This window comes from Stenotrophomonas sp. STEN147, from assembly GCF_056757995.1.
On record NZ_JBRRCG010000012.1, the window covers coordinates 42,424 to 64,782 of the forward strand.

The window sequence follows — 22,359 nt, forward strand, 5'->3', positions numbered from 1 at the left end:
CCACGGCTATCCTCTCCGCCCATGCGTGCCTTCCGCCTGCTCCCTGCCCTCGTCCTGCTGCTGGCGTGCAGCGGCTGCCAGCGCACGGCCACGCCACCGGCCACGCCTGAGCAGGCGCGACAACAGGCGATGCAGCGCGCGTTCGAACTGTGTGCGGGCTGCCACACGGTGCAGGCCGGTGGCATCCACCGGTTCGGTCCCAACCTGCACGGTGTGATCGGACGCCGCGCCGGCAGCCTGCCCGACTACGGCTATTCGCAGGGCATGCGCCGGGCCGACATCGTCTGGACCGCACAGACCCTGGATGCCTTCCTGCAGTCACCGACGCAGCAGGTGCCCGGCACGCGCATGTACAACGCGTTTCCCAGCGCCGAACGACGTGCGCTGGTGATCGCTTACCTGCAGCAGCAGTCCGCTCAGTGAGACAGCCCCTGCAGCTGCTGCTGCAGGCGTGACAGGAACGCCTGGACCTCGGCGAACAACGGCGCGCTGTCCACTTCCCCGGCGTCTTCCAGGCGTTCGACCAGGGCATTGGCCTGCGTTGCCAGCGCGTGCGCACCCACCGCCCCGAGCCCGCCGGCCTGGCGATGCAGGTGCAGGGCGGCGGCCTCGCGGTCGCCGGCCTGCACCGCACGCTGCACGGCCGCGATATCCACCTCGCTGGCCTGCAGCAGGGTGGCGGCCAGCTGCACGGCGACCGCATGCGAACCGAAGCGCCGCTGCAGGCCTGCCAGGTCCAGCGATGCGTCGCCCTCCACCGCTGCGGACGACGCTGCGGTCGCCTCCTGCGGCGCCACGGACGCCTGCGGCAACCATCGCATCAACGCCGCGCGCAGCGTGGCCAGCGACAACGGCTTGGCCAGCACCTCATCCATGCCGGCCTCGCGGCAACGTCGCGCGTCGTCGTCCAGCACACTGGCCGTCAATGCCAGCACCGGCATGCGCGGCTGGCCCTGGCGGCCTTCGCGCTCGCGCAGCAGGCGGGTGAACGCAAAGCCATCGAGAACCGGCATGCGGCAATCAGTGATCACCAGGTCGAAGCGTTCCGACGCCACCCGGTCCAGCGCCTGCTGGCCATCACTCACCAGCACATGCGGAAGGCCCAGCTGCTGCAGCCGCCAGGCCATCATCGCCTGGTTGGTCGGATGATCCTCGATCACCAGCACGCGGCTCTGGCGCAGCACGATCGGCAGCAGCGCCGCCTGCTCGTGTTCGCTCGCCAGCACGGCGACGTCCTCGATGCCGGCTTCCACCAGCGACAGACGGACCTCCGCGCGGGTGCCCTCGCCAAGCGTGCTCTGCAGGGTCAACGTGCCGTCCATCATCTGCACCAGCCGCTGGCAGATGCTCAGGCCCAGGCCGGTTCCGCCATGGTCGCGCTGGATGTATGCACCGGCCTGGGTGAACGGCGCGAAGAGGTGCTGCAGTTGTTCCGGCGCGATGCCCATGCCGGTATCGATGACGCTCAGGCACAGCGGCTGGCTGCCATCGGCGGTGGTCGGCCCGAGCACCTCCAGCCGCAGCCACACATCGCCCTGCGCGGTGAACTTGATGGCATTGCTGAGCAGGTTGAAGACGATCTGCCGCAGGCGCACGCCATCCACTTCATGCGCCGCAGCCAGCTGCGGATCGATCTGCACGTGCAGGGCCAGGCCACGCGCGCTGGCCTGCGCCGACATCAGCCGGCACACGCCTTCCAGCAGCGTCCGCAGTGACAATGGCACCGGCTCCAGGCGCAGCGCACCGGCTTCGATGCGCGAGTAGTCGAGGATGTCATCGAGAATCTGCCGCAGCATCTGCGCAGAATCCTCGATCACGGCGAGGATGCGCTGCTGTTCTGCATCCAGCGGCGAGTGCGCAAGCACTTCCAGCATGCCCAGTACACCGCTCATCGGCGTGCGGATCTCATGACTCATCGTGGCCAGGAAGCGTGATTTGGCCTCGGCCGCCTGTTCCGCCTCGATCTTCGCCGCCGCCAGCGCATCAGCCTGTGCGCGTGCCTGGGTCACGTCCACCCAGTAGCCGCTCCAGGTGACGGCGCCGGCCTCGGTGGCGTAAGGGTGGGCCTGGCTGCGTACCCAGCGCGCGGGCGTGCCGTCATCACCCGGCAGCAGGCGGAACTCGAAGGCCAGCGGCGCGAACTGGCGGGCCGCCTGGTCGATGGCCTGCAGCACGGCCTGGCGGTCGGTGTCCTCGATCCGCGCCAGCAGCGCCTGCGCATCCTGCTCGGCACGCTGCCGCGGAATGCCGAACAGTGCCTGCAGGTCGCCGGCGATGAAGGGGAAGGCCAGGCTGCCGTCCGCGTCGCGACGTGCCTGGTAGACCACCGCCGGCAGATTGTCGGTGACCTCGGCCAGGCGCTGCTCCAGATGGCGGCGCCCGGCCACCTCCCGGCGCAGCCGCCAGTGACCGACGCCATGCACCACCGCCCCGGTCAGCAGCACCAGCAGCAGCGGAAGCCCCCAATGCAGTACGGCGTCCCAGTCCACGCCACTGCGATACTCCACGGCCAGCCAGTCGCCCCGCAGCGCCTCGTGCTCCCGCGGTGACATCTGCAGCAGCAGGCGGTCGAAGGTGGTCGCCAGGGCGGCATGGCGACGGTCGACAGCCAGCGCCAGCTGGTCGCCGAATCCGGCCGGCGCAAGGATCTGCAGACGGCCCGGGAAGCGGTTGCGCAACAGGTGGTCGACCAGGACCAGGTTGCCCACGTAGGCATCGGCCTCGCCATTGGCCAATCGCTGCAACGCCTGCTCGCCACTGCGCGCGGGAATGATCTTTGCCCGTGGCGCCTGCTGCAGCACGTAGCCGCGCAGGCGTTCCGGGTCGGACAGCAGCACGCGCTTGCCCTGCAGATCGGCCAGCCCCAGGATCGCCGGGCTGTCGCGCGTGCCGACGATCACGCTCGGCACGCTGATGAAGGGCTGGCTGAACACCCAGTCCGGCCCCAGGTAGCGCGAATCGGTGGGAATGCCCATCACCGCCTGCACCTCACCCCGCAGCGCCTTCTCGCGCACCTCGAACCAGTCATGGCTGGTTTCCACCTGCAGGTTGGCGCCGACCTGGATCAGCCGCCGCAGGTACTCGCTGGTCAGCCCGCTGGGCTGGCCATCGCGGTCGGTGAACGAAAGCGGCGCGGCATTGGGCGCGAAGGTGATCTTCAACGGCTGCTGCAGCACGCGCTTCTCGGCCTGGCTGAGGGCCAGCTGCGCCGACGCGGACCATTCCGGAGGCCGCAGCCAGCGCTGGGCCAGCGCGTCCCGCTGCGCCTGGCTCGTGGCAGCCAGCGCCAGGTCCAGCGCCTCGGCCAGCGGTTGCTTGCCGTTGGGGACGCCGAAGTGCGCCCGCTCCGGCGGCAGATCGCTGGGCCGCAGCAACACCACTCCCTTCAGCTGATGGGCCGCGATCAGCTCGGTGGCGACATAGGCATTGCCGATATAGACGTCGGCCTTGTCGTCTCTGACCATCTGCAACGCCGCCAAAGTGCCATTTGCGACAAGTTGTCGTGCCCGTGGGAAACGGGCGCGCACCTGCGGTGCGGTCAGGAAATCCTGCTCGATCACCACCCGCAGTCCGTCCAGATCCGGCATCTCCGAAGCACGCAGGTCTCCGGGTCGTCCGACCACCGCCAGCGGCGCTTCGACATAGGCCGAGGTGTAGACCATGCAACGGGTTCGGTCGGCACTGAGGCCGATGTTCATGACCACATCGATCTCGCCCCGGCATGCCGCGTCCAGCACGGATGGCCAGTCCGGATAGCGGCGCGCCTCGACGTTCACGCCCAAGCGACGAGCCAGAAGCGACAAATAATCCGGTCCCAGGCCCACCTGTTGGCCGTCACGGATCGACTCGAAAGGGGGCCAACCACTGTCATACTGCCCGACAACGATGCGAGGGTGCGCAGCCAGGTATTCGCGTTGCAGGGGACTCAACGGCAATGGGCCGGGCGCGAGTTGCGCCCAAGCGACGGCAGGACCCAACATGGCCAGCAGCAGGACCCGCCCGCGAACAGCCCAGCTACGCATCGGCGTTGATCTCCTAGAATCCTGCCAGGAGCCGCGATGGTCGCGGTCCGGCGTGCCCGGTGGTCATACTAGAGCATGAGCTTGCGCATCATCATCGCAGACGACCACCCCGTGGTCCGTATCGGAACCCGCGCCGTCATCGAGTCCAGCGGCGTTGGCCAGGTCGTCGGTGAAGCCGACAGTGCCCAGGCGCTGATGGCGCTGCTGACCAGCCAGCCATGCGACCTGCTGGTCACCGACTATTCGATGCCCGGCAGTCCCCAGGCCGATGGCTTCGCCATGATCGGCATGATCCGGCGCCGCCATCCCGATCTCAAGGTGCTGATGCTCAGCGTTTCCAGCAACCTGGCGATCCTGCGCATGGTGCTCGACAGCGGCGTGCTCGGCCTGGTCGACAAGAGTTCGTCGATGGACGAGCTGCCGCAGGCGATCCAGGCGGTGAACCGCGGCCAGCTCTATATCAGCCGCAGCCTGCGCGAGCGGGTCGAGGCCGCCGGCAGCTGGCGCATGCGCGAGGGCGACGGCAAACCGCTGTCGCCACGCGAACTGGAAGTGCTGCGGTTGCTCGGCACCGGCATGACGGTCAAGGAGATCTCGGTGCAGCTGCACAAGAGCGTCAGCACCATCAGCCGGCAGAAGGGCGATGCGATGCTGAAGCTGGGCCTGAAAGGCGATGCGGAACTGTTCGACTATCTGCGTGACGGCAAAATCTGAATCCTGTCCATCCAGCCGTTGAACTTTCAGGCAGGCTTCATGCCGCCTGACGCTAGATGAATACGCACGCCGCCCAGTGGCCCACGCAATGTTCCGGCAATCTCCGGGCGCCAGCGTGGTCACTACGGCAGCCGGGGCGCCCGCGCCCTCCCTGCCCACCGTGGCATGCCCCTACAGGAGAACCGAACATGCTCAGTACTTCCGCTCTCAGCTTCCGTGGCGTGGCGATGGCCCTGGCCCTGCTGGCCGGTGTCGCCGTGGTCAGCGACGCCAGCGCCATGTCGAGGAAGGACAAGCGCACCGTCGTCGGTGCGGTGGTGGGCGGCGTCGCCGGCCACCTGATCTCCAATGGCGATCCGGCCGCCACCGTCGGCGGTGCCGTGGCCGGCGGCGCGATCGGCAACCTGACCACCCCGGACCGCCACGACCGTCGTTATGACCGCCGCTACGACCGCGGCTACCAGCGCGGCTACGACCGGGGCTATGGCTATCGGGACCGCGGTCATGACCGCCGCTGGCGCGACAGCGATCGCCGCTACTACCACGACCGCGGTCGCCACCGCGGCTGGTAACCCTCGCCGGCGCTGCCCGGCATCACCGGCAACGGGCGGGTCGATGACCCGCCCGTTTGCGTCCGGGCCGTCCATGGCGTTGAATGCGCAGCCCTGGATCACTCCTTTGCCCCCGGCCCCCGCATGACCTCCACCGCCCACCGCGTGCAGGGCCTCAACAACGATGAGGTCGCTGCCGACTGGCCCGCGATCGATGCAGCCGAGGTTGCCTGGCTGGCCCGCCGTTATCCGGTGCTGGACGCGGACAGCGCCCTGCGTTGGCACAGCCCCCGGCCGTTGTCGGCCGCCGCGCTGGTCGAGGGTAGCCGCGGCCGGGTGTTCATCAAGCGCCACCACCGCAGCGTGCGCAGTGCCGCCTGCCTGCAGGAGGAACACCGCTTCATCGCCCATCTGGACGCTGCCGGCGTGCCGGTGGTGAAGGTTCTGCCCACCGCCGGAGGTGACAGCGCCATCGAGCATGGGCCGTGGACCTATGAGCTGCATTCGCCGGGGGGGGGTGACGATCTGTACCGCGACGCCGCCTCCTGGACGCTGCTGACGGACACCGCACGGGCGCGTTCTGCCGGACGCATGCTGGCCCGGCTGCATCAGGCCGCCGCCAGCTACCAGGCCCCACAGCGCAGCACGCATGTCCTGGTGGCACGCGATGAGCTGATCCGCGCCGCCGACCCCATCGGCGTGCTGGAAGCGGGTCTTCCCGACCGCCCGGGACTGGCCCGCTACCTGGCACGGATTCCGTGGCAGGCGCAGCTGCGCCGCGACGTCCTGCCCTGGCATGCCGGCCTGGCCGAGCGCCTGTCCGCCGAGCCGCCGCTGTGGGCGCACAACGACTGGCATGTGTCCAACCTGCTGTGGCGCGGCGACGACGTCAGCACCGTGCTGGATTTCGGCCTCGCCTCACCCACCAGCGCGCTGTTCGACCTGGCCACCGCGATCGAGCGCAATGCCGTGGCCTGGCTGGAGCTGGAGCGGGGCCATGAGGCGGTGCGCATCGACATCGCGCTGGCCCTGCTCGACGGCTACCGCGAAGTGCTGCCGTTGTCGGCCACCCGCCTGCACCTGCTGGCGGACCTGCTGCCGATGGTCCACTTCGACTTCGCACTGTCTGAAGTGGAGTACTTCGAAGGCATCACCGGCTCGACGGCGAACGCCGATGTCGCCTGGTATCCCTTCATGCTGGGCCATGCCGCGTGGTTCGCCAGCGCACCCGGCCAGGCCCTGCTGCAGGCGCTGCATGCCGCCACCTGAAGGGCATCGGCTCGCAAATCCCTGCCATCTGTAGTGAAATAGCGGCCTGAAGCGGGGGTGCCTGGATCTGCAGGCTGAGAGAGTCCCTTGGAACCTGATCCGGTTTGCACCGGCGTAGGGAGCTTTGAGCCGCAGCCACACCCCCGTTCCGGGCCGGTGCACCTGCGCGCCGTCGCTTCGTCTCCCCTGTTGTCCGAAGACGAATCGAATGAACCGCTGCCTGCGTCCCACCCTGCTCGCTCTCGCCCTCTGTGCCGCGCTGCCACTGCATGCCAGCGAGGCTGGAGCCTCCCCCGACGTGGCAGCCGACAGCGGCGAACGTTCGCCCACCGAGCTGGCAGCGGTCCGCGTGCAGGCCGGCAGGCCGGCGGCCGACAGCGCGCGGGTCAGTGCATTCGGCGCCGGCTCCTGGAAGGACACCCCGGCCTCGGTGAACGTGCTCGAACGCGACTACCTCGACCGTCGACAGGTGCGCTCGTTGTCCGAACTGGCCAGCAATGACGCCTCGCTCGGTGATGCCTACGCGCCGGTGGGCTACTACCAGAACGTCGCCATCCGCGGCTTCGCGCTCGATGCCGCCACCGGCTACCGCTTCAACGGCCTGGCCATCGCCGGCGAACAGCGGCTGGCGCTGGAGAACGTGCAGGCGGTGGAGATCCTGAAGGGTGAAGCCGGCCTCGCCGCGGGGGTGATGGCACCCGGCGGCATCATCAACTACATCGGCAAGCGCCCGGCGGAAGTGCGCACGGCTACCCTTGGCACCGATTCGGAAGGCTCGCGCTATGCCGCCGTCGATGTCGGCCACTGGATCACGCCGCGTTTCGGCATCCGCCTCAATGCCGCCTGGGAGGGCAGCGAGTCCTACGTCGAGCACGCCGACGGCCGCCGCAACTTCTATTCGCTTGCAGCGGACTGGCTGATCGGCGAGCGCGGCAAGCTGGAAGTGGACGCCAACTACCAGACCAGTTCGCAGCGCTCGGTGTCCGGTTACCAGCTGCTGGGCGCACGGGAGCTGCCTCGTGGCGTCGACCGCGAGCACCTGCTGGGCTATCAGCCGTGGCAGCGCCCGGTGGAGATCGCCAGCACCAACATCACCGCCGTGCACACCTACGACTTCAACGAGCACTGGCAGTCGCGGCTGTCGGTGGGCCACAGCCGCTCGGTCATCGACGACAACGTCGCCTTCGCCTATGGCTGCTACTACGCCGACGCGTGCGCTGATGGCAGCGTGCCCGGCAACTACTTTGCCCCCAACGGCGACTACGACATCTACGACTACCGCAGTCCGGACGATACCCGCCGCAACCAGCAGGCACGTGCCGAGCTGCGTGGCCGCTTCGACACCGGCAGCGTCGGCCACCAGCTGACGGTCGGCGCCGACACGTTCCGCCGCACGGTGGACAGGCGACCGAGCGTCAACGAGTACGTAGGCAGCAGCAACATCCACGACACGCAGGTGCCGGTGTACGAGCCCTCGCCGCTGATGCCCGGCCCGTCCGCACGGCGTCTGGACAGCCGCCAGACCGCCGTGTTCGCGCTGGACCGCATGCAGTTCGGCGATGACTGGCAGTGGCTGGCCGGTGGCCGCTTCGTCCGCCTGGACGAGCGCGCGTACGACAAGCGCGGCACGCCGCAGCGGCACAGCCGGCTGTCGCGCTTCCTGCCGCAGACCGCGCTGGTATGGAAGGCCACCGACCAGCTCAATGCGTACGCCAGTTATGTGCGCGGCATTGCGCTGGGCCAGGAGGCACCGTTCTGGACCTCCAACGCCGATGCCTTCCTGCCGGCGGTGCAGTCACGGCAGCTGGAAGCCGGCGTCAAGTACGTGCCGGCTGCCTCGCTCACCCTGGGCGCCGCGCTGTTCCGCATCTCGCAGCCCTACCAGTACGCCATGCCGGATGACAGCGATGCCGGTTACACCTTCGTCGAGCGCGGCACGCAGACCCATACCGGCCTGGAGCTGACCGCCAACGGCCAGCTGACCGATGCGCTGCAGATCGTCGCCAGCGCCAGTGTGCTGCAGGCGCGTGCACGCGATACCGGAACGCCGGGCCAGGAAGGCCATCAGCTGGTGAACGTGCCGAAGGTACGCGCCAGTGTGCATCTGGCCTACGCGCTGCCGTTCGTGCAGGGCCTGGATGTCACCGGTGGCTGGCGCTATGCCGCCGCCAATGTGGCCCGTGCCGACGGCGGCGTACGCGCGCCGGACTATTCGGTGTTCGATACCGGCCTGCGCTTCCGCCACCGCGTGCATGAGCGCGCCGTGACCTGGAACCTGTCGGTGGACAACGTGTTCAATCGCTTCTACTGGCGCGACACCGGCAGCAGCGGCGGTGACTACTACCTGTTCCCCGGCGCACCGCGACAGGCGCGCCTGTCGGTGACGTTCGCGCTGTGAACGGCGCCGTGCTCGAGTGGACCGCCGCGCTGTGCAGCGTGCTGGGCGTATGGCTGATGGCGCGCCGGCGGCTGGCAGCGTGGCCGGTCGGCCTGCTGTCGGTGGCGCTGTACGGATTGGTGTTTGCCGAGGCAAAGCTGTACTCCGACACGCTGCTGCAGGTCGCCTTCGCCGGCTTCCTGGTCTATGGCTGGATCAACTGGCGCCAGCACGCCGCCGACGAGGGCAGCATCCGCATCGTGCCGCTGGCACGCGGAAAACTGCTGCGTGACCTGATCATCGGCCTGTGCGGTGGCGTGGCGCTGGGTACGGTCATGCACACCTTCACCGATGCCGCGCTGCCATGGCTGGACGCGATGCTGACCGCCCTGAGTCTGGTCGGCCAGTGGTGGCAGGCGCGCCGCCATGTGGCGTGCTGGTGGGTGTGGATCGGGGTGGACGTGGTCTATGTGGGCGCGTACCTGTTCAAGTCGCTGCACGTCACGGCCGCGCTGTATGTGTTCTTCCTGGGGCTGGCGGTATTCGGCCTGCGCGCCTGGAGTGCGGCGGCGCGGGAGCGCGAGCTGCTGCCGGCGCGGTAGTGCCGCGCAGTGCACTTCACTTCGGCTGCAGCACCAGCCCCAACCGCAACGGCTGGCGCATGTCGGCCGGTGGCGCCGACGACAGCGGCGCCGACTGCAGCGTCGCGCGCAGATCCGCGTCCGCCTGCGCATCGCCGAGACTGTCGAATTCCAGTTTCGCGATGCGGCCATCGGCTGCGATCCAGAGGCTGACCGGCAGCGGCGTGGGCACCTGCGGGTGCGCCTGCAGCCAGGCCAGCACGCGCTGCACCTTCGGGTCCTGCTCCTGCTGCAGGCGCTGCTGCAGCTCACTGCCTGCCGTGGCGGCGTAGGCCATCCAGTGTGGTGGAGCCTCCTCGGCCGAGACGGCCCCGGCGCCGCCCAGCGCCAGAAGGCCGATCAGCGATGCCAGCGGTCGCCACCAGCGGCGGCGGTCGGCGCGAAGTACGGATTCCATGGCAGCACCCTCATGCAGTCGTCCAGCGCTCCATCGTCGGCGGCGCGGATGACAGGCAGATGGCGGGCAGGCATCACCCGCCCAGGTCGGCCAGCACCTTGCGCGAAGGCGCGAAGAAGGTCACGCCGGTCATCGCGGTGGAGAAGTCCAGGATGCGGTCATGCAGCGGCGCAGGGTTGCCGATGAACATGCGCTCGAGCATCTTCTCGATCACCCACAGGCGGCGCGTGTAGCCGATGAAGTACGTACCGTACTCACCGCGCCCCGGGTTGGCGAAGGGCATGTTGTCGCGCAGGATGTCGTGCTCGCCGTCGGCGTCCTCGATGGTGCACAGCGTCTTGTGCGACTTCTGCGCGTCGGCCGGCGCATCGTCCAGCTCGGTGTTGTCGTGCTTGGTGCGGCCGATGATCGCCTCCTGCACCTCGGTCTTCTGCGCGCGCCATGCGTCGAGGTTGTGCAGGTACTTCTGTACCACCACGTAGCTGCCGCCGGCATGCGCGGGATCCTCGTCGCCGACGATCGTGGCGTCCGGCAGCGACAACCCTTCCGGATTGGCGGTGCCGTCAACGAAATCGAGCAGGTCGCGGCCGTCGAAATAGCGGAAGCCGGCCACTTCATCGACCGTCTCCACCGCATCGCCGAACGCCATCAGCAGGTTGCGCTCGAACGCCACGATCAGGTCCATCGTGCGTGCCCGGATGTGGTACAGCAGATCGCCCGGGGTGGACACCGCGGTGTGGGTGGCGCCCCTGATCTCGCGGAACGGATGCAGCTCGCGCGGCGGCGTGCTGCCAACCAGCGGCTGCCACACACGGTGGCCGATCGCCACATTGCAGGTGAAGGTCCGTTCGATCTCGCGGATGGCCGTGTTCTTGATCAGGTCATCGGTGCTGGCCAGCACGTCGCGCACCTTCGCGATCGAGTCCGCATCATCCTTCACCTTCAGCACCAGGAAGGCGGCCGAGTGGGTCAACGGCGCAGTGATCTGCTGCGGCTCGTTGTCGAGCGTGTGATTGAGGGCGGTGATCGGTGCGGGCTGGGAATTCACGGCAGTTCCTGCGGGCTTGAGGCGGGCGCATCGCGCATGGTGCAGCGATGTGCGGGCGATCATAGCGGAACGGCTTCCGCTGCGACGGAGCGGTTCTCAGTCGCGCGCCAGCCGCTTGGGGCGCAGAAAAGTGAAGCCCGGCGCGAGGCCGGGCTTCGATGGCGTGCGGGAGAGAGAGAGTCACACGCCAGTTACACGCACTAACGACAGAGCGTTTCTTACCAGGTGAAGCGCGGGCCGACGAACCACTCGCGGTCGCCCGCCTTGGCCAGCTTCACTTCGCCACTCAGGCCCCAGTTCTGGTTGAACTTGGCGGTGGCACCGACGCGGCCGTAGAACTCGCCGTCCGGGTTGTAGCCGTGCTTCTTGCTGAAATCTTCGTAGCCGGCCAGCGCGTAGCCTTCCAGATACGGGTTGAACGCGGTGCGCACGCCCACTTCAGTGGAGTAGCCATTGAAGTCCAGGCCGCGCTTCTCGTCGTACTTCTGGTAGGCCACACGGGCCACCAGGTCGGTGTTCGGCGCGATGCCGTAGTTGTAGCCGACACCCAGGCGCCACTGGTCGACGTCATTCTTGAAGCGGTCGGTTTCCTGCGCGCTGTAGTCGCCGAAGATGTGGAAGTTCGGGTGGACGGCCACCGAGCCCTTCACGCCCCAGCCATCGGCGTCGCCGCCCTTGGCATCGGTGTTCACGTAGCCGCCTTCAACGTAGTTGTACGACAGGCCATCGGCAGCCGATGCAGCGAACGGCAGGGCAGCCAGCAGACCCAGGGCAAGCAGCGAATTCTTGTTCATCGGGACACACCTTTAATTATTTTGGTTTCGTCGACCGCCTCCCGGGAGGGGGAGAGAGGAGAGGCGGTCGACAGGTGTGAATTATCCGTTTGTTGGCGAAATCAGCCCTGAATATTGAACTGACCGGTACATGAATGAAGTTGCTGTTCAGGGAACTCTGCCGCTGGTCGTCAGTAGATGGGCAACCATAGGTTTGCACGTTTGCTCAACCTATGGTTGCGCAAGGGCTGAAAACCTTTGGTTGCAGGTAGCCAAGGGTGGGTCTCGCGTCCGCCGGTCATTGGCCCTCGCCAACGGCCCTGGCGGGAAGACCCTTAACCAATGGGGGAGAGCCTCACGTGGCTTTTGGAAGGCCGGGGCAGTGAAGGTCGGACGAAGCATTCTGTTCCCTGGTGCCGAATCCGGAGCAGTGGAGGTCGACATCGCCACGGTAACGTCCGCTATGGATCGGACGCTGTCGCCGCAACGCTAAATACGCCTCTTGCCGATGATCGGTGCTTCCCGCCAAGAGAACACACGACACCACTCAGCCACTGGTGGCACGGCTGAGTCTGCGCAAGGACGTCCTATTCGGCGGGCGGCGGCTCGCAGCCTTACCGGGCGAACGTGAGAATGGTCTCAGTGCGCATTCGCTTTGACAGACTTCCACTCTGGGTCAGTGGCAGATAGCGACTGCCTGCAGGCAGATCGCGCTCTGCAACCTTAATCAGAGACAGCCCGGCCTGGATGCCTGCTTTTGCAACGCCCTCCGAGTTGCGGATAAATACTTCTTTCAGGCAGGAGTTGCCCAGCACATAGGTCGCCGTGCCGCCGGGGCGCAACACGCGGGCGGCTTGCTGCATCATGCGCTCCAGATCCCCAGCGTATCTGATCACCATCTTTCGCTGCTTGGACTCAAGCCGATCCAGGTCACACATCGCCGTTGCGATCGTGTCGGCGATTGAGCACTGCGCATCAAAGCTGCGCTCAGCCCCAATCGTGCTGGAGCGGATACTTCGAAGTTCGCCAATGCTGTGGCCGAGCCAAACCAGCGAGAGGCGATGTCCGCGCATGTAGTCGATAGCGTTCAGGTAAGGGGGGGAGGTCATGATCGCGTCCACACTGCGATCCTGCAGGCTTATAGAGCGCGCATCTCCAAGCGTGACCTGCACTTGACCATGTTCGTGGTTAGCGGACTGATTATTGACAAGGCGGGTGAGCAACTGGGCTGCCGACCGTTTGAAGCCATCAACTACATCATAGTCGGAAACCAACGCTACACGGTGGGGTCGGCTGTGTGACGTATCCCGCGCCAGCGAAGCGCACTGTTCTTTGGTGACGATGATCCGGCTGAGAGCGACTTGCAGAATGTCCAAGGCCGAGCGCCGCAATATGGACCGGATGGACTTGCGGCGGCGATCGAACACGATAGCCAAGCGCGTCAGCTCGCGGCGTTGCGCGGCACCAAACCAATAGCGGATGAACTCCAGGGTCTCATCGTCCTGCCATGCAAGGCGAGCGCTACGCAGGTCCACGGTGGCAGCCTCTGAAAGCACAGACTCCAACTCGGCGCGCACGACGTCTGCGTCAAAGTGTGCTGTCCATACGCGGCTCATCAAAACCGCAAGGGGGTCCATGTCAAAGCCAATTGCCGTGTGGCCGAGTGAGAGGGCTTGCCGCAGCACTGTTCCCGACCCGGCCATTGGATCAAGAACCACGCTGTTGGCCGGCAGCGCGACCAAAGAACTGAGTGCCAATTCCGGTGCCATGCGGGCCGGAAATGGATGGACGGTGCGAGTGTGCATGTGATCAGAGTCCTAAGCCTGCCTTGGCTGATGGGAATTATCGCTGTCAGGGAGCGCGTGGGGTGAGACCTACGGACCTGTCTCGGAGCGACCGCACCAGGTCCAGTGTTGCCTCGAGTGCGGTTACCAACTCATCCAAAGAGCCCGTAGGTCGCACGGTACCGTTTTCGCCATTCAGGATATTCATACAATGCATTGTCACCTCGCCGGGAGGCTCCACCACCCCTTTCTCGTATCGAGATATCACGCCTTGGGATTTTCCCATCATTCTGCCGAAAGAAGCCTGATTCATACCCAGCTTAAGCCTGGCTCGGCGGACGACATCCGCGGTAGTGGGGTGGGAGGGCGGTTGCATAACTTGAATGATATGCACCATGTGCATACTATGCAAGGGGCGCTTTTTAACCTACGATCAGCACACAGGGGAAACGCTATGGATAGGCAGTTCGTGGACATCACGGATATTGGGCAGCTATGGGAGCGGCCACTGGCCGAGGCTCCCATGGATGCAGCGTGGGATACGCATGCGGCCAAAGAACCTCGCATGCATCGGATACATCCATATCCAGCCAAATTCCCGGCATTCCTTGCCGAGCGTGGCATTAGCTACGCGGTCAGTGCGGGCGTTCGTGTAAAGACGATGGGGGATATCTTCTGCGGGTGTGGAACGGTTGCCCACGAAGCTCGGCGTCAGGGACTTGGTTTTTGGGGCTGTGACATTAACCCTGTGGCGACCCTCATCGCACGAACGAAGAGTGCCAATTTATGCGCAGATGAGTTCGGCGATGCTCTCGCAGTCATCCTCAAGCGCGCGCCCAAGGCCCGACCCGACATCGCATTGGCCGACTCGGCGCGTGAAAGGCTTCGTCGCTGGTTCCTGCCGCAGCAGTTTGCCGACCTCGCCCGGGTTCTTAATGCCATCAACGCTGTCGTGCCTGAGCAGTCACCGCTGCACGATGCCTTCCTGTGCACGTTCTCGGCCATTCTCAAGCCCTGCTCGCAATGGCAGCAAAGAGCAATCAAGCCGACTCTGGACCGCAACAAGGTTCCACCAAGTGTGCTGGCCACTTTTAAGCGTCAGGCTTTAGGGACAGCCCGGGCGATTGAAGAAGCGGGTGACCTGTCCGCAAGTCCTGCTGCCGTTATTGAATTGGGGAGTGCCCTGGACGTGACGCTGCCGCGTCGTGGCGTAGATTTGTTAGTCACAAGCCCCCCTTACGTGACGTCCTATGAATACGCGGATCTTCACCAGCTCTCCTCGTTGTTCTTGGGCTATACCCAAGACCATCGCCTACTGCGTCAGGGGTCAATTGGGAGCACACAGCACGATTTCCGACTGGCAAGGGGTGTGCGGGATCTCAATAGGACTGCCACGCGCACAGTCTTCTCGCTTTACGAGCAGGACAAACGGGCCGCTCAGTCTGTCGCCAACTACTTTGTCGACATGCAGGCCATCGCTGAGCGCTCCAAGCGCGTTGTTCGCCCAGGTGGCATCGCCATGTTCGTGATAGGGAACACCCAGTACCGTGGGGTGGATGTGGATAACGCCAGTCACCTGACCGAGTCACTGCTGCGTGCAGGCTTCAGTGCTGTCCGGGCGGCCAAGAGAACCATCTCCAACAAGGCCGCCACGCCTTTCCGTACCACCACCGGTAAGTTCAGCAGGACACGAACGTCCAATCACATTTACGCACACGAGTATGTGCTCATGGCCCACAGATGAAACGAACTAAAGCAAAGCCACTGAAGTTCCGACCATACGCCCGGCTGCTCACCATGCTCGGCGACCAGCTCATCAAGAATGAGCGGGTAGCCTTGGTTGAGCTCATCAAGAATGCGTATGACGCCGACGCCAGCTGGGTCAAGCTGACCTTCCAGAATTTCAACAAAGACTTCCAGGCAATGGGAGCCAACGCCAAGATCATCATTGAGGATGACGGCGTGGGTATGAGCCGGGATGTCATTGAAAACCACTGGGTGAACCCAGCCACGCCTGGCAAGCTGGTAGAGAAGAAGCGCCAGCGCAGAACAACTAAGAAGGGCCGGATCATCCAAGGCGAAAAGGGCATCGGCCGTTTCGCCCTACTGAAGCTTGGCCGTTGCGTGGAGATGACAACCCGCGCCAAATCATCACCCTCAGAGTTGGTGCTCAAGCTTGACGTCTCGGCCTATGACGAGGATTTCCTGAGTGCCAACCAGGGGCTGTTCCTTGACGAGCTCAGGATGACACTCTCGGAGATCAATCCGGCTGAACAGATAGATCGGGGGAAGATCCAACTCGGTGAGTCGGTGGTAGCCCGTCGGGCCCAGGGCACTCGCTTGGAGATATCCCACCTTCAGGGATCCTGGACCCGGAGGCGGGTGGAGGAGGTTCATCGGGATTTGGGCCGGCTGCAGTCGATCTTTGAGCGCATCATTGCAACCGAGAATGATGCGCAACCATCCCAGCCAGCAGCAACGGCAAAGAAAAGGCGGGATGACTTTCAGATATTCATCTACCGTGATGAAACTCTGGAGGAGTTTGCGAGCGATTCGGAAGAAGAGCTCCAGACCCTGCTGGAAGAGAAGACTGTCTTCCGTATCCAGGGCGAATACAACGAGCCTGCCCGAAAGTTCGACTTCGTCATCAATGACAAGCACGACTCGCTGGGGTTGACGGATCCTGCGCTTTCAGGCCTGAAGATCTATCGAGACAAATACTTCCTTCCAGACAAGGTGACCAACGAGTTGGCTGGAAGGGCCACTGCGTGCGGATCGTTCAAGTTCAAATTCTACATCTTCAATTTTGCCAGTGACGCGGCGGAGCACCACTCTCTCACCAAGGCAGAGAAGGAGCAGATACGAGAGCATCGAATTTATCTGTACCGCGACGGCATTCGGGTATACCCCTATGGGGACCCAAGCGATGACTGGCTGGAAATCGACGTACGGCGAGGCACGGTCAAGGCCAGCGAGTTCGTCAGCAATGACCAGACTGTTGGCGTTGTGGAGATTAGCCAGGAGGGAAATCCCAACCTACGTGATAAGACCAGTCGCGAAGGCTTGGTGGAAGTGGGTGATGCCACCGACGATTTCAGAAATCTGATTCAGATCTTCTTGGCGTGGGTACGCAAGGATCCATACGACAAGCTCGTCCGTATCAAGAAGAACTCTCAGGACATCGCCGTACACACCGAGAACGCGGTGGAGAAAAGCCTTGACGAAGTCTCGGATGCGCTGGCGGAAGGGGATCAAGCCCAGGCAACCAGTAGCCTGGGCGAGGCCAAGCGCAACTACCTCTCTGAACGTCGGTATCTGGTCAAGCGCGCTGAAGATACCGAGCACTTGGCCGGCGTCGGCTTGTCGGTGGAAGCTGCGTCGCACGACCTGATGTTGAGCATCGAGTCGATGTACCGGGTCATCAACGATCTGATGGACCTGACTCGCGCGGGCAAGCCTGTCTCCGCTGCGCATCTTGCTCAGGAACTGACCTCGCTGCGAGGAATGATCTCTTTTGTCGAAGGCTCGATGACGGACATGCAGAGGCTGTTCCGATCGACTAAGCAGAAGCGCAAACCGATTCGCGTCGCAGACGTGCTTGCCAAGGTGCAACGGCTGTACGCGAGCATGATGCGAAAGCGAGGGATTGAGTACGACGTCCAGACCTTGGGTTCGCCGCTGACGGTCAGTACGACTGACGCGGTGCTGCTGCAGGTGTTCCTTAACCTTTTCGACAACGCCTGCTATTGGCTGGAGGGCCGCGACCCGCCGCGATCAATCCTGGTAGTGCTTGACGGCGACAACAACACGCTGACTTTTGCCGATAGTGGTCCCGGCTTCAGGACGGATGACCTTGGCTTCATCTTCGAGCCCTTCTTCTCGGGCAAGGGCGAGGACGGCCGTGGGCTGGGCTTGTACATCGCCCGCCAGTTGCTGGCTAGGCACGAGTACACCATCGATGTCACGGAGCCGAAGCAGAGGATTCTGCCTGGTGCAAATCTCACCATCTCGTTTGTAAAGGAATAGGAACGATGAATGCTGTTCGACAGGATCCGGCAGCGGCCGTATCACAGGGGCTGTTCAAGGGCATTGCAGTTGTAATCGATGATGGAATCACTCGCCAGCCGCGGCAGGAAAACGACTCCATCCACGATATCCTCGGAGCCATTGAGGCGGCGGGTGGCCATGCGCTGACGCTCACCAAGCTTCCGACCCGGGACGAGGAGCTGGACAACTTCGCCAACGCAGCCTTCTTCGTGATGGATTGGAACCTTCACGGTAGCAAGCTCGATGACGAAGAGGCGGAAGACGGTCGACCAAACTTTGATGTCAGGGGGCTTCAGATCGGCCAGGCTTTGGAAGACGACTATGAGCAGGAGAACGTCGACTTCCTGAAGAAGCTCCGTGAGCGCCGGCACGCCCCAGTCTTCATCTTCACAAACGATGACGTCGAACGTGTTACGGAAGTTCTAACGGCCGGCGGCGTGATTGGGGAAGATAACGGGTCCCACATTCTGATCAAGCATAAGTCGCAAGTGGGTGCCAACCTGTTTGAGGTTCTGGATGAATGGATCAAGCAGACGCCCTCGGCGCTTGTGCTCAAGGAATGGGAGCGTAACCAGACGCAGGCGATCAACCAGCTGTTTGGAGAATTCCATGACAAGAATAAGTACTGGCCGGTGATCTTCTGGAACGGCTTCAAGAAAGATGGGGTTCCGCCAGCACCGGAGTTGGGAGAGCTGATCAGCCGAATGGTGGGCGCGCGAATGAAGGCATTGACCGCCAATCTGGATGAATTTTCTGACAATGCTATGGAGCATTTCAGCGTTAACGACGCCTGCTACCGCAAGGCTCTGTACGAGGTTCTGCAAGCTGAAAGGCTTCTGCCCAAGGAGTTGTTGGATCCGGATGCATTTAGTACCGGTGATCTTTACTATGACGAGAACAAAAACAATCCCCGCTACCTGCTCAATATCCGTCCGGCATGCGACTGCGTCAAACGTGAGAACGTAACCGACTCCTGGATGCACCTGATCAAAGGTACGATCGTGTCCGATGAAAATCTGGCAAAGCTTGCCAAGCACGATCAAGGTAACTTCGCTGAGCATGACGGGGAGGCAATCGTCTTCGCCCTGCACAACGAAAAGACCATACTGTTCAAGTTCCGGACGTTGCACATGAAAAAGTTTGCCGACGTACCAGGCGAGCGCGTCGGTCGCGTGCTCGCTCCGTTCATCACCAGGGTTGCCGAGCGCTACGCCGCGTACAGTCACCGCTCCGGGCTACCACGTGTCCCGGCAGCATTGATGCCACCGGTGCCCCCGGTTGCTGCTGGTAACCCGGGGGCAGCCAATCAAGACGCCCCCGCCTGCGGCTGCTAATCGGCAGTTGGGAAGGCTGACGCCCGCACCTGGCGCTGGGGAACGGACGAGGCGCTGAGATCCTTTGCTTGGCTGCGGGCAGGGCAAAGGGGGGCGAAGGTGCGCTGAAAGAGGAGGCCGGGCCGCTCGGCAGAAATTGCGGATGATTCTCAATCTGCGCAATTACGTCAGGACGACCGCGCCCTAGGGCCCCTGAGAGGGGTGTCACAATTGTTCTGCCCGGCCTGGCACAACCTGCATGGCTCGTTCAGCTTTCCCGGCCGATGCCATTGTCGGGACGGCGTTGCAGACGCTGCCCGTTGACGCCAGATGCCCTTCACACAAGGTTCTACCAGGTTCCAGCAAATTGTTGGTAGCACAATGCAGGCACATCCTGGCAGACAAGGGGCCTTTGTGCGCCCCCCCCCCCTGTCAACATGGTGGCCGCGGCGATACCGACCGTTCGCAGCCGGTGCGACCTTAGGGTGTTTTACTTCCCAACAAGGCAGGGTGATACAATTTTCTTCACTGATGGGGACGATCATGACGATCACTTGGGATTCGCCGAAACCGCTGCGTTGGAACCGTGTCGACGTTTCAGCGCTTGCTGCTGATGTGGCAAGGGAGCTGGGCTTTGGCCCAGGCGAACCGATTGAGCCGATCGTGGAGAGGCTCGGAGGTGAAATCGTCTATGGCGACTTAGGTGAGGATGACTCCGATTCTGGCTCGATCAGAATCGAGCCCAGCAAGTTCACAATAAACATCCCGCTGAACACCAGTCCGTTACGCGATAGGTTCACCATCGCCCACGAGCTGGGTCACTACGTCCTGCACTACCTGCTGCACAACAGGAAGACTACGGGCAAGAAGATCACGCATATGCGTGCTCAGCGCTATGGCAGTGATCAAACCGAGTTTGAAGCCAACTGGTTCGCTGCTGCGTTCTTGATGCCCACTGACACGTTCCGTGCTGTGTACACCAGCTTGGGCGGGGATATATTGAAGGTCGCGGAGCATTTCAAGGTGTCGCCCAGCGCCGCTCGCGTGAGAGCCCAGTCCCTCAGCCTGATCTAAAAGATGGCCGAGGAAGCGCAGCCCAAGGAAGGAGTGCGTGAATCGCTTAAGCCAAAGCTTAGGCTGTTCATGAGTGCTGACATAGTGGGTTCCACCGCGTTCAAGCAGCGCCCTGGCCACGAGTTCAACCATCAATGGTTCAGCATCGTCCGGTCCTTCTACACCGTTGCCGAGCGATTCTTTGAATTGCGTTGGGCGCAGATGATCAATGAGTTCCGAGAGTCCGAATGTGTCCGAAACATGGGCCAGGCGACTCCCGAACTGTGGAAGACAATCGGCGACGAGGTGCTGTTCACAAAGGAAATCGCAGATCCGCGAGAAGCGCTGATTTGCATGAGTGTGTGGCTGCGTGTTTTAGATGATCTACGCGAGCTGCTAAAGAAGGCAGGATCCTTGGATTTGAAGTCCTCCGCATGGCTGGCTGACTTCCCCATTCGCAATCGAGAAATCTTGCTCCGTACCGTTGTCAGCCAGGGAGTGAGCCTGGCGGCACAAGGTGCGGTCGAAGTATCTGCGGAAGCCATCGCTACGGTTGACGCTGAAGAAGACTTCGAGTGGGAGAATGATCGTCTGTTCGAGGACTTCCAGAACAAGTCCCCGGACGTGTCGCGTGATTTCGTCGGTCAATCGATTGATACCGGTTTTCGCGTCGGCACCGCAGCCACGGCCAGAAAGCTCATGTTATCGGTGGAGCTGGCGCACATGCTCAGCCTTGAATGCGCACGTGTGAAGGCAGGCCCCGAGCGGATCCCGAAGTTCCCTATTTCCAAGTTCAGATTCCACTTCGACGGGCGACATTCGCTCAAGGGTGTATTGGACGGTACGCCGTATCCGCTGTTGTGGTTGGACGTCGAGCCCGATCGCCTGATCCATGCGACTGAGGATATCCTTAGCGCCAGGCCCAAGCCTACTCCTGGGCAGATCCATGAGTTCACCTCTGCACTGATCAGCGACTTTCCTAATCGCTTCTGCACAATGCTCGAATTTTTGGCCCACAAGCCATCGGCCTATCAAAGGTATGAGGACACCATCGATAAAGCGATCGTTGACCTCAACGAGCGATTCATTGACCGGGAGAAGAGTCTCACTGTCGGTAAGAAGTCGGCTCAGACGCTGGAGGCTGGCGAGCCGACCCACGTGCTTGATGTAAATGCCTTCTTGAAATGGGCATTTTCCCCCGCAGCCCGTCCCGCGCTTGCTGTGCCGGCTGCTGGCAGAGCGCGGGCCAAGCGTGCGAAACCTGGAATTAAGCTGAAAGCTGCAAAAGTGACCAAGCGGAAAGCCTCCGCTAAAGCTGCGAAGACCTCAAGTGTCGGCAGCGCTGCACGTACGCGCAGCGCTGCAAAGGACGGCGGCGTGCTGAAGGGGCGCAAGGGTGGAAGCTCGGGCCGAAGTGATCAGAGCAAGGGTCCCCCTCCAAAGTCTGAGTCCCAACGGGCAAAAAAAAGGCCGAGCCAGCCCACTGGCTAGCGAGCACGCCAAGTTCTACGGCTGACCATCCCGCTGTGTCGATAGGGGGGTGTGCGATTGCCCAGTTGCGGTCCCACGATCGATTGAGCTGCAGCAATTCCGCACTTCCTGAAAGCCCAATCAACGGCTGTGACCTGTTGCAGTTGTGAGGCAGTTGCCGGCAGCTCCCGTATTGATCAGCAGGGGAGGATTCGCCTCACTGCGGGGATCCCGACTGAACTCCAAGATCTCTCGGTTACTGCTTGCAGCAAGGATTCCGCCCCAGACGATTTCAATGCTGTCCTCGTGGTCCCCAATGTATTGTAAGAACCTCGAGTCGTCATGGAGATGTACGCCGGTTACGCCCGCTTCAAAGCTGAAGCGGGACGCAGCCTGAGCTAGTTCATGGGCCCGCGCAGTCGATGTCTCCAAGGCAGACTTGGTCGAGCAGACCTATCGGCGGCGATCCAGCGCGCTACGGACCTGAGTAATCGGATCCTCGTCCCAGCCCATCTCCTTCAGACGGTCCGCTGTAAAGACTCCCGGCTGATCGAGGATCAGTGCAAAAGCTATTACGAAGCCAGGCGACACCTCCCATCGGTACCATGGGCGGTTACCTAAAACATCCTTCATGAATGCTTCGAGCTCGCCCGCGTGGCGAGCGATGATCTGCTCTCCTTCTGAAACAGTCGAAATCCCGACGGCGGTCATGCATGCGGCGACATGCTCCAGCCTATGCGCCGGATCGCGCCATTCAGGCCGAAAGCCGAACTTGAGGGCCTTGGCATAGAGATCGTTGATCGGTTCAGAAGCTTCAATATCAGCGATCAGCTTCTTCATTTCATCGCTATTCATGTGTTGCGATTCCTTCTTCAAACTTCTGTTCGGAGATGACTTCAT

Annotated in this window: 18 protein-coding genes and 1 riboswitch; of the genes, 11 read left to right on the forward strand and 7 right to left on the reverse strand. The window is 63.1% G+C overall.

What is annotated here, in order from left to right:
* Nucleotides 1-21 precede the first annotated feature (21 nt).
* Nucleotides 22-423 carry a c-type cytochrome gene (locus ACVOKU_RS12855; protein ID WP_053518416.1) on the forward strand — a complete coding sequence of 134 codons (402 nt, stop codon included), beginning with the start codon at nt 22-24 and terminating at the stop codon, nt 421-423.
* Here ACVOKU_RS12855 and ACVOKU_RS12860 read toward each other — a convergent pair.
* The gene (locus ACVOKU_RS12860) at nt 417-4,022 is read right to left on the reverse strand and encodes an ATP-binding protein (protein WP_481560102.1); all 3,606 of its coding nucleotides are present in this window, start codon (nt 4,020-4,022) and stop codon (nt 417-419) included. The genes ACVOKU_RS12855 and ACVOKU_RS12860 overlap by 7 nt on opposite strands.
* Nucleotides 4,023-4,097: 75 nt before the next feature.
* Here ACVOKU_RS12860 and ACVOKU_RS12865 point away from each other — a divergent pair, with 75 nt between their 5' ends.
* The 5 genes from ACVOKU_RS12865 (at nt 4,098) to pnuC (ending at nt 9,535) form a co-directional block, all read left to right on the forward strand.
* A complete protein-coding gene (locus ACVOKU_RS12865; protein ID WP_053518414.1) occupies nt 4,098-4,736 on the forward strand; it encodes a response regulator in 639 nt (212 codons plus the stop codon).
* Between the two features lie 188 nt (nt 4,737-4,924).
* Entirely contained in the window at nt 4,925-5,308 is a 384-nt protein-coding gene (locus ACVOKU_RS12870; protein ID WP_074902303.1) for a glycine zipper 2TM domain-containing protein, read from the forward strand.
* Between the two features lie 123 nt (nt 5,309-5,431).
* Nucleotides 5,432-6,556 (forward strand): phosphotransferase enzyme family protein, encoded by a 1,125-nt coding sequence (locus ACVOKU_RS12875; RefSeq protein ID WP_481560103.1) that lies wholly within the window; start codon nt 5,432-5,434, stop codon nt 6,554-6,556.
* Nucleotides 6,557-6,599: 43 nt separating this feature from the next.
* Nucleotides 6,600-6,694: riboswitch (TPP riboswitch) on the forward strand.
* Between the two features lie 70 nt (nt 6,695-6,764).
* Nucleotides 6,765-8,954 (forward strand): TonB-dependent receptor, encoded by a 2,190-nt coding sequence (locus tag ACVOKU_RS12880; RefSeq protein ID WP_481560104.1) that lies wholly within the window; start codon nt 6,765-6,767, stop codon nt 8,952-8,954.
* Nucleotides 8,955-8,962: 8 nt separating this feature from the next.
* Nucleotides 8,963-9,535, forward strand: coding sequence for a nicotinamide riboside transporter PnuC (gene pnuC / locus ACVOKU_RS12885; protein ID WP_414487552.1), 573 nt, complete (start codon nt 8,963-8,965; stop codon nt 9,533-9,535).
* 16 nt (nt 9,536-9,551) lie between these two features.
* On the opposite strand, the gene ACVOKU_RS12890 is transcribed toward pnuC, so the two are convergent.
* From ACVOKU_RS12890 to ACVOKU_RS12910, 5 genes are all read right to left on the reverse strand, one after another.
* Nucleotides 9,552-9,971, reverse strand: a complete 420-nt coding sequence (locus ACVOKU_RS12890; RefSeq protein ID WP_065174162.1) for a hypothetical protein — start codon at nt 9,969-9,971, stop codon at nt 9,552-9,554.
* 73 nt (nt 9,972-10,044) lie between these two features.
* Entirely contained in the window at nt 10,045-11,019 is a 975-nt protein-coding gene (locus tag ACVOKU_RS12895; RefSeq protein WP_197600148.1) for a Dyp-type peroxidase, read from the reverse strand.
* A gap of 218 nt (nt 11,020-11,237) precedes the next feature.
* Nucleotides 11,238-11,813 carry an OmpO family porin gene (locus tag ACVOKU_RS12900; RefSeq protein WP_065174160.1) on the reverse strand — a complete coding sequence of 192 codons (576 nt, stop codon included), beginning with the start codon at nt 11,811-11,813 and terminating at the stop codon, nt 11,238-11,240.
* 593 nt (nt 11,814-12,406) lie between these two features.
* A complete protein-coding gene (locus ACVOKU_RS12905; RefSeq protein WP_481560105.1) occupies nt 12,407-13,597 on the reverse strand; it encodes a hypothetical protein in 1,191 nt (396 codons plus the stop codon).
* Nucleotides 13,598-13,643: 46 nt separating this feature from the next.
* Complete coding sequence (locus ACVOKU_RS12910; RefSeq protein WP_481560143.1) at nt 13,644-13,979, reverse strand: helix-turn-helix domain-containing protein; 336 nt, start codon at nt 13,977-13,979, stop codon at nt 13,644-13,646.
* Between the two features lie 51 nt (nt 13,980-14,030).
* On the opposite strand from ACVOKU_RS12910, the gene ACVOKU_RS12915 reads away from it, so the two are divergent.
* From ACVOKU_RS12915 to ACVOKU_RS12935, 5 genes are all read left to right on the forward strand, one after another.
* Nucleotides 14,031-15,320 carry a hypothetical protein gene (locus ACVOKU_RS12915; RefSeq protein WP_481560106.1) on the forward strand — a complete coding sequence of 430 codons (1,290 nt, stop codon included), beginning with the start codon at nt 14,031-14,033 and terminating at the stop codon, nt 15,318-15,320.
* Nucleotides 15,317-17,602, forward strand: coding sequence for an ATP-binding protein (locus ACVOKU_RS12920; RefSeq protein WP_481560107.1), 2,286 nt, complete (start codon nt 15,317-15,319; stop codon nt 17,600-17,602). Before ACVOKU_RS12915 ends, ACVOKU_RS12920 begins: the two co-directional genes overlap by 4 nt.
* A gap of 5 nt (nt 17,603-17,607) precedes the next feature.
* A complete protein-coding gene (locus ACVOKU_RS12925; protein ID WP_481560108.1) occupies nt 17,608-18,957 on the forward strand; it encodes a hypothetical protein in 1,350 nt (449 codons plus the stop codon).
* Between the two features lie 522 nt (nt 18,958-19,479).
* On the forward strand, nt 19,480-20,010 hold the full coding sequence (locus ACVOKU_RS12930) for an ImmA/IrrE family metallo-endopeptidase (RefSeq protein WP_481560109.1): 531 nt from the start codon (nt 19,480-19,482) through the stop codon (nt 20,008-20,010).
* Nucleotides 20,011-20,013: 3 nt separating this feature from the next.
* Complete coding sequence (locus ACVOKU_RS12935) at nt 20,014-21,480, forward strand: hypothetical protein (RefSeq protein WP_481560110.1); 1,467 nt, start codon at nt 20,014-20,016, stop codon at nt 21,478-21,480.
* Between the two features lie 432 nt (nt 21,481-21,912).
* Here the strand turns inward: ACVOKU_RS12935 and ACVOKU_RS12940 are convergent, their stop codons facing one another.
* Nucleotides 21,913-22,314, reverse strand: coding sequence for a hypothetical protein (locus tag ACVOKU_RS12940; protein ID WP_481560111.1), 402 nt, complete (start codon nt 22,312-22,314; stop codon nt 21,913-21,915).
* Nucleotides 22,315-22,359: the final 45 nt, after the last annotated feature.